The 14,965-nt window shown below is 71.6% G+C and carries 16 protein-coding genes and 1 tRNA gene; 7 read left to right on the forward strand and 10 right to left on the reverse strand.

Translation table 11 applies throughout. The features are described 5' to 3' along the window. The first annotated feature begins 4 nt into the window (after positions 1-4). Together CLT74_RS26880 and fabG are read left to right on the forward strand one after the other, a co-directional pair. Positions 5-1,657 (forward strand): alpha-amylase family protein, encoded by a 1,653-nt coding sequence (locus CLT74_RS26880; protein WP_099850046.1) that lies wholly within the window; start codon positions 5-7, stop codon positions 1,655-1,657. Positions 1,658-1,840: 183 nt separating this feature from the next. Beyond that, a complete protein-coding gene (fabG, locus tag CLT74_RS26885) occupies positions 1,841-2,599 on the forward strand; it encodes a 3-oxoacyl-ACP reductase FabG (RefSeq protein WP_099850048.1) in 759 nt (252 codons plus the stop codon). Between the two features lie 39 nt (positions 2,600-2,638). Here fabG and CLT74_RS26890 read toward each other — a convergent pair whose 3' ends face one another. Further along, positions 2,639-3,067 (reverse strand): hypothetical protein, encoded by a 429-nt coding sequence (locus CLT74_RS26890; protein ID WP_099850049.1) that lies wholly within the window; start codon positions 3,065-3,067, stop codon positions 2,639-2,641. Continuing rightward, positions 3,060-3,458: a hypothetical protein gene (locus tag CLT74_RS26895; RefSeq protein ID WP_099850051.1), complete on the reverse strand. Its 399-nt coding sequence runs from the start codon at positions 3,456-3,458 to the stop codon at positions 3,060-3,062. The genes CLT74_RS26890 and CLT74_RS26895 overlap by 8 nt, the downstream gene beginning before the upstream one ends. 195 nt (positions 3,459-3,653) lie before the next feature. Here CLT74_RS26895 and CLT74_RS26900 point away from each other — a divergent pair, with 195 nt between their 5' ends. Next, positions 3,654-4,556, forward strand: a complete 903-nt coding sequence (locus tag CLT74_RS26900; RefSeq protein ID WP_099850053.1) for a Gfo/Idh/MocA family protein — start codon at positions 3,654-3,656, stop codon at positions 4,554-4,556. A gap of 161 nt (positions 4,557-4,717) precedes the next feature. Here the strand turns inward: CLT74_RS26900 and CLT74_RS31575 are convergent, their stop codons facing one another. Beyond that, positions 4,718-4,840, reverse strand: a complete 123-nt coding sequence (locus tag CLT74_RS31575) for a hypothetical protein (RefSeq protein WP_486582587.1) — start codon at positions 4,838-4,840, stop codon at positions 4,718-4,720. A gap of 32 nt (positions 4,841-4,872) precedes the next feature. On the opposite strand from CLT74_RS31575, the gene erm reads away from it, so the two are divergent. Then, positions 4,873-5,670, forward strand: a complete 798-nt coding sequence (gene erm / locus CLT74_RS26905; protein WP_099850055.1) for an ErmE/ErmH/ErmO/ErmR family 23S rRNA (adenine(2058)-N(6))-methyltransferase — start codon at positions 4,873-4,875, stop codon at positions 5,668-5,670. Positions 5,671-5,675: 5 nt separating this feature from the next. Here erm and CLT74_RS26910 read toward each other — a convergent pair whose 3' ends face one another. After that, positions 5,676-5,867: a DUF2795 domain-containing protein gene (locus CLT74_RS26910; RefSeq protein ID WP_099850057.1), complete on the reverse strand. Its 192-nt coding sequence runs from the start codon at positions 5,865-5,867 to the stop codon at positions 5,676-5,678. 86 nt (positions 5,868-5,953) lie between these two features. Between CLT74_RS26910 and CLT74_RS26915 the strand changes: the two genes are divergently transcribed. Next, positions 5,954-7,210 carry an erythromycin esterase family protein gene (locus CLT74_RS26915; protein WP_099850059.1) on the forward strand — a complete coding sequence of 419 codons (1,257 nt, stop codon included), beginning with the start codon at positions 5,954-5,956 and terminating at the stop codon, positions 7,208-7,210. Between the two features lie 58 nt (positions 7,211-7,268). Here the strand turns inward: CLT74_RS26915 and CLT74_RS26920 are convergent, their stop codons facing one another. Both CLT74_RS26920 and CLT74_RS26925 read right to left on the reverse strand, forming a co-directional pair. Then, entirely contained in the window at positions 7,269-9,521 is a 2,253-nt protein-coding gene (locus CLT74_RS26920) for an MMPL family transporter (protein WP_099850061.1), read from the reverse strand. A 37-nt stretch (positions 9,522-9,558) separates the two neighbouring features. Further along, a complete protein-coding gene (locus tag CLT74_RS26925) occupies positions 9,559-10,110 on the reverse strand; it encodes a TetR/AcrR family transcriptional regulator (protein ID WP_099850063.1) in 552 nt (183 codons plus the stop codon). A gap of 126 nt (positions 10,111-10,236) precedes the next feature. On the opposite strand from CLT74_RS26925, the gene CLT74_RS26930 reads away from it, so the two are divergent. Both CLT74_RS26930 and CLT74_RS26935 read left to right on the forward strand, forming a co-directional pair. After that, positions 10,237-11,010, forward strand: coding sequence for an isocitrate lyase/PEP mutase family protein (locus CLT74_RS26930; RefSeq protein ID WP_099850065.1), 774 nt, complete (start codon positions 10,237-10,239; stop codon positions 11,008-11,010). A gap of 187 nt (positions 11,011-11,197) precedes the next feature. Further along, complete coding sequence (locus tag CLT74_RS26935) at positions 11,198-12,157, forward strand: non-homologous end-joining DNA ligase LigD (protein WP_099850067.1); 960 nt, start codon at positions 11,198-11,200, stop codon at positions 12,155-12,157. 75 nt (positions 12,158-12,232) lie between these two features. Here the strand turns inward: CLT74_RS26935 and CLT74_RS26940 are convergent, their stop codons facing one another. The 4 genes from CLT74_RS26940 to CLT74_RS26955 form a co-directional block, all read right to left on the reverse strand. Further along, the gene (locus tag CLT74_RS26940) at positions 12,233-12,826 is read right to left on the reverse strand and encodes a DoxX family membrane protein (protein ID WP_099850069.1); all 594 of its coding nucleotides are present in this window, start codon (positions 12,824-12,826) and stop codon (positions 12,233-12,235) included. 388 nt (positions 12,827-13,214) lie between these two features. Next, a tRNA-Arg gene (locus CLT74_RS26945) sits at positions 13,215-13,289 on the reverse strand. Between the two features lie 155 nt (positions 13,290-13,444). After that, on the reverse strand, positions 13,445-14,137 hold the full coding sequence (locus tag CLT74_RS26950) for a winged helix-turn-helix domain-containing protein (RefSeq protein WP_099850071.1): 693 nt from the start codon (positions 14,135-14,137) through the stop codon (positions 13,445-13,447). A 173-nt stretch (positions 14,138-14,310) separates the two neighbouring features. Next, on the reverse strand, positions 14,311-14,964 hold the full coding sequence (locus tag CLT74_RS26955) for a DUF305 domain-containing protein (protein ID WP_486582588.1): 654 nt from the start codon (positions 14,962-14,964) through the stop codon (positions 14,311-14,313). Position 14,965 lies beyond the last annotated feature (1 nt).

A 14,965-nucleotide genomic window follows, 5' to 3' on the forward strand; every position in this document is an offset into this window, starting at 1 on the left:
GGGCATGTCTGACAGGTGGTACTCGGAGGCGGTCGTGTACTGCCTCGACATCGACACGTACGCGGACTCCGACGGTGACGGGGTCGGTGACATCCGGGGTCTGATCGGCCGGCTGGACTACCTGGCCCGGCTCGGTGTGACCTGCCTCTGGCTGCACCCCATCCATCCGTCGCCAAATGACGACGACGGCTACGACGTGACCGACTTCTACAACGTCGATCCACGGTTCGGCACCCTTGGCGACTTCGCCGAGCTGCTGCACGAGGCCAGCAACCGGGGCATCCGGGTGATCATCGACCTGGTGGTGAACCACACCTCCGACCAGCACCCGTGGTTCCAGTCCGCGCGCTCCTCGCCGGACTCGCCGTACCGTGACTGGTACGTCTGGTCCGACCTGGAGCCGGCCGACCGGCACCAGGGCATGGTCTTCCCGGGCGAGCAGCACGAGACCTGGACCTACGACCGGACCGCGAAATCCTGGTACTACCACCGGTTCTACAAGTTCCAGCCCGACCTGAACACCACGAACCCGGCGGTACGCGCCGAGATCAAGAAGATCATGTCGTTCTGGATCCAACTCGGTGTCGCCGGCTTCCGGATGGACGCGGTGCCGTTCATCATCGAGCGCACCGAGCCGGGCGACGCGAACCCGGAACTGGACTTCGAATTCCTCACCGAGCTGCGCCAGCACGTGCAGTGGCGGCGCGGGGACGCGGTCCTGCTGGCCGAGGCGAACGTCGAACCGGACAACCTTCCCGCCTTCTTCGGCGACAGCGGGGGTTCGGCGAACCGGGTGCACATGCTCTTCGACTTCATGCTGAACGGGCGGCTGATGCTGGCCCTGGCCCGGCAGGACCCGGAACCGGTGATCGAGGCGCTGCGGGACACGCCGGCACTGCCCGAGGGCGGGCAGTGGGCGACGTTCCTGCGCAACCACGACGAGATCGACCTGTCCCGGCTCACCGCCGAACAGCGCAACGAGGTGTACGAGCAGTTCGGTCCCGAGGAACACATGCGAATCTACGACCGGGGCATCCGTCGCCGGTTGGCACCGATGCTGGGCAACGACCGCCGGCGCATCGAGTTGGCGTACTCCCTGCAGTTCTCGCTGCGCGGCACGCCGGTGCTGCGTTACGGCGAGGAGATCGGCATGGGGGAGGACCTGTCACTGGACGGGCGGGAGGCGATCCGTACCCCGATGCAGTGGTCGAGCCAACCGAACGCCGGCTTCTCCACCGCAGAGCCGGAGAAGCTGGTCCGCCCGGTCATCGACAAGGGCGACTTCGGGTACGAGAAGGTGAATGTCACCCTCCAGCGTCGGGATCGCACCTCGCTGCTGGCCTGGTTCGAGCGGATGATCCGTACGCTGCGGGAGGCCCCGGAGATCGGCTCCGGATCCACGAAGCACATCGACGTGCCGATGCCGCCGGGGGTGCTGGCGCACCGGGCCGACGGCCCGACGGGGACCATGGTCTTCCTGCACAACCTCGGTACCACCGACGTCGAGGTCGACCTGAGCCTGCTCCAACCCGAGGCGGACCTGCCCATCGACGTGCTCGCCGACCGCAACTACGACGAGGTGGGCAAGCTCGACAAGCTGCACCTGTCGGGGCACGGGTACCGCTGGATCCGGCTCTGTCGATCCTGGTCGTCCTGAGCGGGGACGCCGGTGCCGGCCCGCCCGTGGGCAGGTGACCTCCGGGCCGGGTCGGCGACCTCCGGGCGGGGCGACGGGCCTCCGGGCGGGCTGGCCCGGCCCGGAGGTCGGGATCGACGGGGACCACGTCGACCCGGGGTGGGTTAGGCTCCTGCCGTCGAGCCAAGTTACCGGGAGGTAGGTATGTCGGAGGGTCAGCGGGTCGCCATCGTGACCGGGGCGGCACGGGGAATCGGCGCGGCCACCGCCAAACGGTTGGCCGCCGACGGCCTGGCCGTCGCCGTGGTCGACATCGAGGAGTCGGCGACCAAGGAGACCGTGGACGCGATCGTGGCGGCCGGTGGTCGGGCGCTCGGAGTCGGTGCGGACGTGGCGGAGCGGGCCCAGGTGGAGGCCGCCGTGGAACGGGTGACCGCCGAACTCGGCGCGCCGACGGTGCTTGTCAACAACGCCGGTGTGCTCCGCGACAACCTGCTGTTCAAGATGACCGACGCCGACTGGGACACGGTCCTGGGCGTACACCTGCGCGGGGCGTTCCTGTTCAGTCAGGCCACGCAGAAGCACATGGTCGAGGCCCGGTGGGGCCGCATCGTCAACCTCTCCAGCACCTCCGCGCTGGGCAACCGGGGCCAGGCCAACTACGCCGCGGCCAAGGCCGGCATGCAGGGCTTCACCAAGACCCTGGCCATCGAACTCGGCCCGTTCGGGGTGACCGTCAACGCGGTCGCGCCCGGGTTCATCGTCACGGACATGACCGCCGCCACCGCCGCCCGGATGAAGGTGGACTTCGAGGCGATGCAGAAGCACGCCGAGGCGGAGATCCCGGTCCGTCGGGTGGGCCGGCCCGAGGACGTGGCGCACACCATCTCGTTCCTGGTCAGCGAGGGGGCGTCGTTCGTGTCCGGCCAGGTCGTCTACGTCGCCGGCGGGCCTCGGGACTGACCGGCCTCGTCCCGTGAGCCCCTTCCTGCGCACCGGGTGTCAGGAAGGGGCTCCGGCCATCTGTCGGCGGGTGTGCCGGAGCCAGGCGAGGCCGAGGATCGGCAGCACCAGGGGGATGTAGCCGTAGCCGCTGCCGAACCCGGACCAGACCGTCTCGTCCGGGAAGAGGTCGGGGCGGGCCAGGCTGAACGCGCCGACCCCGAGCACACCGACAAGTTCCAGCGTGCAGCAGGCCAGGGCGACCCGGCGGCCCGCGTGACCGGCCCGCGCCAGACCGACCGCGGCCACGATGTAGACCACCGCGGCGAGCGCGGAGAGCAGGTACGCCAACGGCGCCTCGTCGAACCTGGTGGCGATCTGGAGGGCGGCACGACTGCTCGCGGCGATGGCGAAGAGCAGGTAGACCGCGATCAGCAGCCGTCCCGGGCCGGCGTTGGTCCGAGGCCGTCCGGTGCGCGGCTCAGCCACCGAGTACCGCCCAGGTCTGCTGGAGCCGGACCACGACCACAGGTGTCACCAGGCACACCGCGCACACGATCGCCGACCCCCAGCGGGTCGGTTCCATTCGGGCCAGCACCGCCGCCAGCGGCGGCAGGCAGACAAGCGTGACCAGGTAGCCGAAGAACGACCCCGGCTCGCCCGGGCGCTCGCCGCCGGCCAGCGCCACGGCGGTCATCAGCACCAGCCCGAGCAGCAGCAACTCCAGCACGGCCAGCCCGATCAACTGCATCCGGTCCGGCGGCCGGTGGCGCAGCGCGGCCACCAGCGCCCAGCCGGCGACCAGCAGCGACAGCACGATGGCGGCGACCGCCAGCGCCCCGTCGGCCGGCGACCCGGTGGTGGTCGCGGCGGCGGTCACCTGGTTCGTCCGGTGCTCGATCCGATCACCGGCCCACTCTACTAACCCCCGTAGTAAGAGCGACCGGCGACAGGGCCGGCGGGCTGCCGGTGGCGCGGGCCGGGTCGGGAGGTCGCGTAGCGGGCGTCGCGGGCATGGTCTGATGAGACGCCGGGGCGGGTGAGCCGTGGCCAGGCGAGGACGCGGAGGTACGGGATGCGGTTCGGGTTGTTCGGCACCGGGCACTGGGCGGCGGAGACACATGCGGCGGCGCTCGAAACGCACCCGAGAGCGGATCTGATCGGGGTGTGGGGGCGCAACCCCGACAAGGCCGCCGCCCTGGCCACCCGCTACGGGGTACCGGCGTTCGACGACGTCGACACGCTTATCGAAGCGTGCGACGCGGTGGCTGTCGCACTGCCGCCCGACATCCAGGCGGACATCGCGGTCCGGGCCGCCACCGCCGGTCGGCACCTGCTGCTGGACAAGCCGCTGGCGTTGCGGGTGGCCGACGCCGACCGGGTGGTCGAGGCGGCCACCGGCACGGGGGTGGCGTCGGTGGTCTTCTTCACCGGCCGTTACCAACCGAACGTCGCCGGCTTCATTGCCGCCACCGCCGCTGCCGGGGGCTGGCACACCGCCAACGTGATCCGGTTCGCCTCGATCTTCCAGCCCGGCAGCCCGTACGCGCAGTCGCCGTGGCGCCGGGAGCACGGCGCGCTGTGGGACATCGGCCCGCACGCCCTGGCCGTCCTGCTGCCGGTGCTCGGCCGGGTCACCCGGGTGTCCGCCAGCGACGGCCCCGGCGGCCTGGTGCACCTGCTGCTCAGCCACGCCGAGGGGGCCACCAGCACGGTGTCGCTGACCCTGGACGCGCCGCCCCGCTCGGTCGCCGCGGAGTTCGTCCTCTACGGCGAGAACGGCATCGAGCGACTCCCGGACAGCGGCGCGAGTTCGGCGACGGCCTTCGGGGTGGCCATCGACCAGTTGCTGGCCGAGGTCGATGCCGGCACCCGCGATCACCGCTGCGACGTGCGCTTCGGCCGCGAGGTGGTGACGGTCCTCGCCGCCGCCGAGACCGCCCGCGCGCAGCGCACCGTGATCGACGTACCGGCCTAAACCGGTGGCCGCCCGTTGGGCGGGTCGGTAGGGTCGCCGGCATGTGCGTTTGTGCCCTGATCAACGCGGCCGCCACGCCGGCCGCGTTCGGGCCGTTGCTGGTGGCCCGTCCGCGCGTTCGGCGTCCGGCCCTGGCCGGCGCGATCCGCGACTGACGCCGCTCACGCGTACGTCTCCGGCACCCCGTCCCGCATCGGGGCGTGCCGCTCCCGCGCCATCTCACCAGGGCCGTCCGAGTCCCGATCGCTCGGACAGGCCCCGTCGACGGTCGCCTGTCCGCTCATGTCGCCACGCGGCGACAGACAAGGACGACGTCATGGCGCCCCGCCGCTCCCGCACGACCGCACGCGACAGGTCCCGTCGTGTGTTCTCCCAGAACTTCCTCACCGACCCGACCGCCGTCGCCCGGTTCGTCGACGCCGCTCGCCCCGACCCGCACGGGTTGGTGCTCGAGGTGGGCGCCGGGCGGGGACAACTCACCCGCCTGCTGGCCGCCCGCTGTGGCCGATTGACGGCGTACGAGGTGGATCCCGTCGCCGGGGCGGCACTCGCTCAGCTCTGCGCGACCCTGCCGAACGTCACCCATTGCCAGTCCGATTTCCTCACGGCCGTGGCACCCGGGGAGGAGTTCGCCGTGGTCGGGAACATCCCGTGGTCGCTGACCGCGGCCGTGGTGCGGTGGTGCCTGGCCGCGCCGGGACTGCGCACGGCCACCCTGCTCACCCAACTGGAGTACGCCCGGCGGCGGGCCGGCGACTACGGCCGGTGGACCCGGTTGACGGTGCTGACCTGGCCGGAGTTCGACTGGCGGCTGGCCGGGCGGGTGCCGCGTACCGCGTTCCGTCCGGTGCCCCGGGTGGACGCGGGGATTCTGCGCGTCGAGCGTCGGGCGGAGCCGTTGCTGTCGCCAAGGGCGCTACCGGCGTACCGGCGAATGGTCGAGCTGGGGTTCGGCGGGGTCGGCGGCTCGCTCGCGGCCTCGCTGGCCCGCGAGCATCCGCGAGCCCGGCTGGCGGCGGCGCTGCGGGCCAGCCGGCTCGCTCCGGACGTCCCGGTCGGGCAGGTCTGGCCGGAGCAGTGGCTGGTCCTGCACCGCCTGCTGCACGCCCGCTGAGCGGCTCAGGGGAGCATGCGCAGCGCCTCGGCCAGTTCCGTGGCGGAGCTGAACTGCTCCACCGGCAGCGCCCGTACGGCCTGCAACTGCTCGGTGCTCGCGCCGTTTTCCTGGCACCACCGGACCAGGTCCTCGCGGGAGACGGGAAAGTCCAGCCCCGCGAGGTATTCGGGCAGGGCGGCACCGCTGTCGGTCATGCTGTCCGACCTACCCGCGCAAGTGCCCCGGCACACCCCCGACGGACCCCCGCGTTTGCCCGTCGGGGTGCCGGGTAGCCGCAGGCATGCTGGTACAGCGGCTCGGCGCGCCGAGCGACCTCGATCCGTTGCTGGAGCGCGTCCGGGACGCCCGGGTGGTGATGATCGGGGAGGCGACGCACGGCAGCTACGACTACTACCGCATCCGGGAGCAGCTGACCCGGCGGCTGGTCGCCGAGTGCGGCTTCTCCTTCGTGGCGGTCGAGGGTGACTGGCCGGACTGCGACCGGGTGCACCGTTCGGTGACCGGTGCACCCGGGGCGGCGGCCGAGCCGCAGACCGCGCTTGAGGGCTTCGAACGGTGGCCGACCTGGATGTGGGCGAATGCCGAGGTGGCCCGCTTCTGTCGTTGGCTGCGGGCCTGGAACATGGATCGGACGGAGGCGGCGCGGGTCGGCTTCCACGGTCTCGACGTGTACAGCCTCTGGGAGTCGATGCAGGCGATCTTCGACTATCTCGGCGAGGAGGAACCGGCGTCGCTGGAGATAGCCCAGGACGCGTACCGGTGCTTCGAGCCGTACGGCAAGCGCGTCGAGGAGTACGGCGCGGCGAGCCGGTTCGTCTCCGCCCGATGTGAGCAGGAGGTGATCCGGCTGCTGGCGCGTACCCGCGAACACGCCGCCACTGACGGGCCGGGCGCCTTCTCCACCTGGCAGAACGCGGAGGTGGTGGCCGGTGCCGAGCGCTACTACCGGGAGATGGTCGCCGGTGGACCCGGGTCGTGGAACGTCCGGGACACCCACATGACCGACACCCTGGACCGGCTGCTCGACCGTTACGGGCCGGGTGCCCGGGGCGTGGTGTGGGCGCACAACACACACGTCGGTGACGCGCGGGCGACCGACATGGCCGCCGACGGGATGGTGAACATCGGCCAGTTGGCCCGGGAACGCCATGGTGCCGACCAGGTGGTGTTGATCGGCTTCGGCAGTTGGCGGGGCACGGTGATCGCCGCCCCGCGCTGGGGTTCGCCGGCAGAGGCGATGGTGGTGCCACCGGCCCGGCCCGGCTCGCTGGAGCACCGGCTGCACGAGCTGATGCCGGAGCGGGCGGTGCTGGTCTTCGGCGGGCCGGACCAGCCGGGCTGGGTCACCGACACGCTCGATCATCGGGCGATCGGGGTGGTGTACGACCCGTCGTTCGAGTCGTGGGGCAACTACGTGCCGACCCGGCTCGGGGACCGCTACGACGCCTTCATCTGGTGCGACGAGACCACCGCGTTGCATCCGCTGCCCGCGCTGGCCGCCCCGGGCGAGATGGAGACCTACCCGGCCGGCGTCTGAGCCGGTGCCGACACGGCCCCCCACCCATGTCGGGTGGAGGGCCGTGTGGTGGTGCGGGTCAGGCGCCGGCACCGACCTTGTCGTCGAGCTTGGCGCGAAGCTTCTCGCCCTCGATGTCGACGTTCGGCAGCGCCCGGTCCAGCCAGCGGGGCAGCCACCAGGCCACCTTGCCGAGCAGCGACATCACCGCAGGCACGATCGTCATCCGGACGACGAAGGCGTCGATGGCCACACCGATGGCGAGCGCGAAGCCCATCGACTTGATCACCGGGTCGTCGAGGAAGATGAAGCCGCCGAAGACCGAGGTCATGATCAGGGCGGCGGCGGTCACCACCCGTGCTCCGTGGCCCATTCCGTTGATGGTGGCCTGCTGGGCGGTGTCACCGTGGACGAAGTCCTCCCGCATCCGGGAGACCAGGAACACCTCGTAGTCCATGGCCAGCCCGAACAGGATGCCGATCAGCAGGATCGGTAGGAAGCTGATCAGTGGGCCAGGAGTGTCCAGGCCGACCAGGTCGGCTAGGTGACCCTGCTGGAAGACCGCGACGGTGATGCCGAACGTGGCGGCGACGGTGAGCAGGAAGCCCAGGGCCGCCTTCACCGGCACCAGCACCGAGCGGAACACCAGCATCAGCAGCAGGATCGACAGGCCGACCACCAGCGCCAGGTAGATCGGCAACGCGTCGGAGAGCTTCTCCGAGATGTCGATGCCGATCGCCGTCACACCGGTGAGCAGTACGTCCGCGCCCTGGATGCCGCCGACCGCGGCGCGGATGTCGTGCACCATCGTCTCGGTGGCCGGGTCGGTCGGGCCGGTCTGCGGGATCACCCCGAGCAACGCCGTCCGACCGTCCGGGCTGAGCTGCGGCGGGGCCACGGCGAGCACGTTGTCGGTGCGCTGGACCAGGGCCGTGACCTGCGGGACGGCTGCGGCGGTGGCGGCGGCGTCATCGCCGGCGACAACAACCGCGAGCCGCCCGGTGAAGCCGGGGCCGAAGCCCTCGGTGATCAGGTCGTTGGAGACCCGGGCGGCGGATCCGACCGGGGCGGTACCGGCGTCGGGCAGGGCCAGGCGCATGTCCGGCGCCGGAAGCGCCAGCAGTCCAAGGCCGAGCAGGCCGACGAGGATCACCGGGATCCGGAACCGGGTGACCAGCCGCGCCCAGCGGAAACCGAACGCCGAGGTGTCCTCACCGGCCACGGTGGCGGCCTCCGGCGCCGCCCGGTGGGTGGTCACGTCGCTGCGCCGGGCAGCGTCGTCCGGGAGGTCGTCGGCGGTGAGGGCCACCGGCACCGACGAGCGCAGCCGACGGGGCAGGACCCGGCGGCCGGCGAAGCCGAGCAGGGCCGGCTGGAGGGTGATCGCCACCAGTACCGCGATGGTGACGGTGCCGGCGGCGGCCAGGCCCATGACGGTCAGGAACGGGATGTTCACCACCGCGAGACCGGCCAGGGCGATGACGACAGTGGCTCCGGCGAAGGTCACCGCCGAGCCGGCGGTACCGACCGCCCGACCGATCGCCTCGTCCGCCGGCATACCGTCGAGCAGGTTCTGTCGGTACCGCGAGGTGATGAAGAGCGAGTAGTCGATGCCGACGGCCAGACCGAGCATCAACGCGAGGATGGGCGCGGTGCTGGTCAGCTCGATCACGCCGCTGAGCGCGAAGAGACCGGCCATCCCGACGCCGACGCCGATCAGCGCGTTGAGCATCGTCATGCCCGCGGCGACAAGCGAGCCGAAGGTGACCACCAGGACGATGAGGGCCACCGCGACGCCGATCGCCTCGGTGGAGCCGACCTCGGGCTCGGTGTTGAGCACCTCACCGCCCGGTGCGACCTGCCAACCCTGGGCCTGGGCCTCGGCACCCAGCCGCTCGTACGCCTCGCGCTGCTCGTCGGTCACCTGGTCGGCGCCTTCGTTGAACTGCACCTGGATGAGCGCGTACTGGCCGTCGGGGGTGACCGAGCCGACCTGGAACGGGTCGATGGCGGCGAGCACACCGGGGACCGTGGTGGCCTCCTGGGTGATCGACTGGATCACCGTCTGGCCCTCGGGTGTGCCCAGTTGGCCCGCCGCCGGTGCCTTGACCGCGATGGTGCCGGTGGCGCCGGCAGCGGCCGGGAACTGCTCGTCGAGCAGGTCGAGCGCACGCTGCGACTCCGTGCCGGGCATGGTGAAGTTGCTGGCCGTCGGGCCGCGCAGGGTCGCCGCTGCCAGGCCGAGCCCGACGAGTACGACGAGCCAGATCGCGGCGACGAGTCGCCGACGACGCATCGAGCCCCGGCCAAGCCGGTAGAGCAGGGTCGCCATGAGGTCCTTTCCCTCGGTCGTTGGTTGTGGAACAGGGTCAGTGCGCGGGCTGCTCAAGCGCCCGAAGCAGCAGCGCCAGCAACGCGTCGCCCAACTCCTGATCGGGCACGTCGGCGAACTGGCCGCAGGTCTCCGCGATGCCGGCGAGCAGCACCAGCGCGGTGATCCGGGCGGAGGCCCGTTCGGAGTGCCCGGCGAAGGCGTCGATGAGTCGTTCGGAGATCTGCTGGATGTGGGCGAAGACGGGTTGTTGCAGCAACTCCGGGAACTCGCCCCGGAGCAGGGCGATCTCACTGCGGAACCGGACCGCGAGGTCGACGAAGCCCTCGGCGGCGACCCGCTGCGCGGCGGCCGGTCCGGGCTGTTCGGCGATCCGTTCGTCGAGCGAGCGCAGCACCTCGATCGCGGGTGCCATCAGCTCGGTGAGGATGGCCTCCTTGTTGGCGAAGTGGTAGAGCACCGCAGCCTTGGAACAGCCCACCTCGGTGGCGATGTCCTGCAACGACGTACCCCGGTAACCGGTGGCGGCGAAACGTCTCGCCGCTGCCGCCAGGATCTCGCCGTGGGTCTGCGGGGTGGGGCGGGCCATTTCCTCAGCATGCCTGACCGATCGGTCAGAGGCTGACCGATCGGTCAGATCAGTGGGGTTCCCCACAACCAGCGGTACCGAATTGGCTCTCCGGGCACCGTCGTGCCAGGCCCCACAATCGATGGCGTGACCGAGTCCACGGCGGCCCGGGCGGTCGCGCTTCGCGCCCTGCACCGACCCGGCGACCCGCTGGTGCTGCCCAACGCCTGGGACGCCGGCTCCGCGCGGGCGGTGGCCGACGCCGGCTTTCCGGCGGTGGCCACCGGCAGCGCCGCGGTGGCCGAATCCCTCGGGTACGCCGACGGCGAGCGCACCCCACCGGTGGAGATGTTCGCGGCGGTGTCCCGGATCGCCCGCGCGGTCGCCGTGCCGGTCACCGCCGACCTGGAGCGGGGCTACGGTCTGCGCCCGGCCGACCTGGTCTCCCGGCTGCTCGACACCGGGGCGGTCGGGCTCAACCTGGAGGACTCGGATCCGCGTACCGGTGTCCTGGTGGACGCCGAGGAACAGGCCGACCTGCTGGCCGGAGTGCGGGCGGCAGCCGACGACGCCGGGGTCGAGGTGGTGGTCAACGCCCGGGTGGACGTCTTCCTTCGGCCCGGTGGCGAGCCGGCGGCCGACCGGCTCGCCGAGGCGATCCGCCGGGCCAGGCGCTACCTGGCGGCCGGGGCGGACAGCGTCTACCCGATCCTGCTGGCCGACCCGGTGCAGCTACGCAGCTTCGTGCCGGCGGTCGCCGCGCCGGTGAACGTACTGGCCCGCCCCGGCGCACCAGCGCTCGCGGAGTTGGCCGCCCTGGGCGTGGCCCGGGTCAGCTACGGCTCCGGCCTGTACGCGGCGACCCGCGCCCACACCAGCCGCCTGCTCGCCGCCGTCGCCGCCGGCGGCCCGCTCACCTGACCGTCGCCCGCCTGCGGACCGGTCCGACCCGTCGCTCGACAACCACCACGCCCGCCGGACCGGCGCGCCCTTCACCTGGACGGCGGCCCCGCATACACCTCCGCTGAGCCTGTCGAGCTGACGGCGCGAACGGATCAGCGCGGTGTCGCGGTTGACCGCCGGGCCCCCGGCCGGGGATGGTGATCGGATGGCGGCTGACGAGACCCGGGACGGGGTCGCGCTGACCAACCTCGACCAGCAGCTGTTCGACGGGTCGGGGGTGCGCAAGCGCGACCTGGTCGACTACCTCGACGCGGTGGCCGATCGGATCGTCCCGCAGGTGCGTGGCCGGCCGCTGTCGGTGGTCCGGGTGCGTCCGGGGCAACCACCGTTCATGCAGAAGAACCTGCCGCGCTACACCCCGGACTGGGTGCGCCGGGTGCCGATCTGGGCGGAAGCATCCCGCCGGGAGATCGCGTACGGGCTCTGCGACGACCGCCGGACCCTGCTCTGGTTCGCCAACCAGCGGGCGGTCGAGTACCACCCCACGCTGGCCATGGCGGACGACCTGAGCCGACCCACCCACCTGGTGCTGGATCTCGATCCGCCGGAGGACACCGGATTTGCCGCCGGGGTGTCGGCCGCGCTGCTGGTCCGGCAGGCGCTCGCCGACGCCGGGTTGGCGGGAGCGGTGAAGACCAGCGGGGCCAAGGGGGTGCACGTCTTCGTCCCGGTCGAGCCAGGTTCCGACGCCGAGGAGCTGGCCGCCGCCACCCGGGCCCTCGCCGCTCGGGCCGAACGGCTGGACCCGACCCTGGCGACCACCGCGTTCATCCGCGAGGACCGGGGCGGCAAGGTTTTCGTCGACCCCACCCGTACCGGCGGGGCGACAGTCGTCTCGGTGTACAGCCCTCGGCTGCGTCCCGGTGTGCCGGTCTCCTTCCCGGTGCCCTGGCCGGATCTGGCGTCCGTCACCCCGACGGACTTCACCATCCGGACGGTCCCGTCGCTGGTGGCGGAGCGGGACCCGTGGGTCGACCTGATGCCGGCGCCCCAGCGACTCCCGGCCGATCTGATCGAGGAGGGGCGGGCGATTCCGGTGCCTCGGGTACAGGCCATGCACGAGGGCCGGCGTCGGGCCCGCGCCCGGCGCGCTGCCGCCGACTGAGGAGACTGCCCTTTCGCCAGGACGCCTCCTGGGCCGAACCGTGGTGGCGGTCCGGCCCAGGAGGCGTCGAGCGGGTCAGAGCATCCAGCGGTGGCGCTGCACGAAGGGCAGGCGGGCCCAGAACCGGCCCAGACCCCAGGTGTGCCCGGCGTACGCGGCGGCCAGGGCGACCAGGACCACGGCGTAGATCAGGTGGTAGTCGACCACCGGGTTTGTGGAACCGGTCGGGTCGCCACCGGCGGTGAACCGGGCCAGCGGGAACTCGGCCAGCCACATCAGCGCCATCATCAGGGTCCCCGAGGTGGCCGCCACCCGCAGGCCGACGCCGGCGATCAGCGCGAGGCCGATGGCGGCCAGTCCAACCATGAAGAAGGCGTTCGCCCACCACGTTCCCGCAATCGAGTGGGCCACCGACTGCAACGGTCCCACCTCAACATTGGCGAGGAACCCCTTGGTCGGCGATCCGCCGTTGATCCAGGCGCGCTCGGCCGGGGTCGCATAGCCCAGGCCGAAGGTCTTGTCGAGGAAGGCCCAGATGAAGACGAGCCCGGTGGAGATCCGCAGCACGGCAAGGGCCCGGGCGGCAGTGGTGGTCAGCATGGCGCCGGGCAGCTCGGCGTGCTCAAGCGGGCGCTCGATGGATCGGTGGGTGCCGTGGTGGATGGTCATCGTTGCCTCCGTGGTCAGCTTCTTACGTGACCACTCTCGCTCCGATGCGGGTCGTTGCGCGCGGGCCGGAACACCCGAAGCCGTCGGGACCAAGGTCCCGACCTGAGTGGGCCCGTCGCACCCCTACGGCCAAAGGCGGCAGTCCCTCAACGACAGCCCCAGGTCCGCGCTTTCCGCGGACGTGGGGGTGGTGGCGTAGGGCTGGGGTTCGGGCCCCGGGGGAGATGATGTGCGCCCCAGGTCCGCCTTCAGGGGAGATGACATGCGCCCCAGGTCCGCGCTTCTCGGCGGACATGGCGGCGGTCGCGTGGGGTCTGGGGCTCGGGCCCCGGGGGAAATGACAAGCGCTCCAGGTCCGCGCTTCTCAGCGGACATGGAGCGCGAAAGCTGGTGCCCCCGGCAGGATTCGAACCTGCGCCCCCGCCTCCGGAGGGCGGTGCTCTATCCCCTGAGCTACGGGGGCTCAGTGACTGGAGAAGGTTAGCAAACCCCCCACCCGATCGCCGAATCGGTATCGGTGGGTCGCGGGTGGGTCTCGGCTCACCTGAACGGGACCGGCCCGGGTCGTTGCCGGACCGGTTCCGTTCGGGCGGATCTGGCGGGTGTCGGCGGCGCGGCTCAGGCGGCGAGCGCGCGTCCGCAGCTGGGCAGCGGGTGTGGCACGATCCGCCGGGGCAGCCGGCGCGGCCACTCGTTGCGGGCCCAGGAGCCGTCCACGATCAGATGCACGGTGCGCTGCTCGGCGCCGCTGAGTCGGTGCAGGAACTCCCGGGGCAGCGGCGGGTCGACCGACGGTGTGGTGACCATGAACCGGACCCGCCCCCGCGAGGAGACCGCCGAGATGACGTCGGCCGCGGGCATGGTGCCCCGCAGCCGGACCCGGCCCAGCCAGTAGACCTCGGCCAGGTGTTCCTGGGCGGCCCGGGTGATCGCCGGGTACTCGCTGCGTACCCAACGCTCGACTGCTCCGACGCAGAGCCCGCAGGCCCGCTCGCGGGGCTCGCGCGGACCCAACCCCCAGGCCCGCAGGTACGCCCCGACCACTCCCACGTCGAGCGTCAGGTCGAACTGCTGCTCGATGAGGGCGTGCAGGCTCTGGCGGGTCCACAACTCCTCGTCCAGGCCGAACGCGTCGGGGTATCCGCCCCGGAGGGCGTCGATCAGTTCCAGCTCCTGTTCGCGGCTGAGTGTTCCCGGCTCACCCTGCCGCTGTCCGCGACGGACGGCTGCCACCGCTCCGTCACCGCCGATGGTGTGGCGTCGGCACCAGCTGGTGACCGAACGCCGCGCGTCTCTGAGTGCAACCCCCACGTCCGGGACAACGAGTGCACTTCGCTCCAAGTAACCCCTAGAGGGAAAATCGGTCTTATGCCACCAAGGTGGGGCGGAGGAGGCGATCCCGGTCGGTTGTGGCTGCCAGACACGCCGCCGCCCCGCTCGACGTGACGAGCGGGGCGGCGAGAGGTCGAGCCGGTGTCAACGGATCAGCCGCTTGTGACCTCCATGCGGCGCAGCTCGTTGATTTCCTTCTGCTGGGTCTGCTTCATGGCCTGGGCCATCCGGACTACCTCGGCGCGGTCGGAGACCTTCAGCAGGCCGTCGGCCATGTGCACGCCGCCGAGGTGATGGTTGATCATCAGCTTGATGAAGAGCTTGTCGACCTCGGCGCCCTGGGCCTCGTGCAGTTGGGTGATCTCGTCGCGGGTGGCCATGCCGGGCATCAGCCCGTCCTGGCCGACCGGCACGGCGTCGGGCATCCACTCCATCGCCGGCCGGGAACCGGTGGGCAGCAGCTCCCACTCCTGCAACCAGCGCTGCATGTGACCGATCTGGGCCTGCTGGGTCAGGGCCATGTCGTAGCCCATCTGCCGGATCGCCGGATTCTGCCCCTTGGCGTACGCGATCATCGCCATCTCCACCGCCTGGGCATGGTGGCGGGACATGTCCCGGGCGAAACCGGCTTCGGCTGAGTCGTCACCGGGAGCCCGGTCCGCCACAAGTGTCGCGGCCGTCCACCCGACGCCGAGCAGCAGCACCGCCGCCATGACCAGGGTCAGGTAGCGCAGCGTTCGGGACGGTCGGCGGAGTTCGGTGCCGTTGCGCTCAGCCGGAGGGGCCTCCTGGGTCGCGCTGGACACG

The organism is Verrucosispora sp. CNZ293, from assembly GCF_002754655.1.

Coding starts and splice junctions, on each gene's coding strand:
- CLT74_RS26940 (WP_099850069.1), bottom strand. CDS start 12,826: ATGACCATCCACCACGGCACCCACCGATCCATCGAGCGCCCGCTTGAG.
- CLT74_RS26925 (WP_099850063.1), bottom strand. CDS start 10,110: ATGGCCCGCCCCACCCCGCAGACCCACGGCGAGATCCTGGCGGCAGCG.
- CLT74_RS26915 (WP_099850059.1), top strand. CDS start 5,954: ATGCTGGTACAGCGGCTCGGCGCGCCGAGCGACCTCGATCCGTTGCTG.
- CLT74_RS26880 (WP_099850046.1), top strand. CDS start 5: ATGTCTGACAGGTGGTACTCGGAGGCGGTCGTGTACTGCCTCGACATC.
- erm (WP_099850055.1), top strand. CDS start 4,873: ATGGCGCCCCGCCGCTCCCGCACGACCGCACGCGACAGGTCCCGTCGT.
- CLT74_RS26910 (WP_099850057.1), bottom strand. CDS start 5,867: ATGACCGACAGCGGTGCCGCCCTGCCCGAATACCTCGCGGGGCTGGAC.
- CLT74_RS26920 (WP_099850061.1), bottom strand. CDS start 9,521: ATGGCGACCCTGCTCTACCGGCTTGGCCGGGGCTCGATGCGTCGTCGG.
- CLT74_RS26935 (WP_099850067.1), top strand. CDS start 11,198: ATGGCGGCTGACGAGACCCGGGACGGGGTCGCGCTGACCAACCTCGAC.
- CLT74_RS31575 (WP_486582587.1), bottom strand. CDS start 4,840: ATGAGCGGACAGGCGACCGTCGACGGGGCCTGTCCGAGCGATCGGGAC.
- CLT74_RS26900 (WP_099850053.1), top strand. CDS start 3,654: ATGCGGTTCGGGTTGTTCGGCACCGGGCACTGGGCGGCGGAGACACAT.
- fabG (WP_099850048.1), top strand. CDS start 1,841: ATGTCGGAGGGTCAGCGGGTCGCCATCGTGACCGGGGCGGCACGGGGA.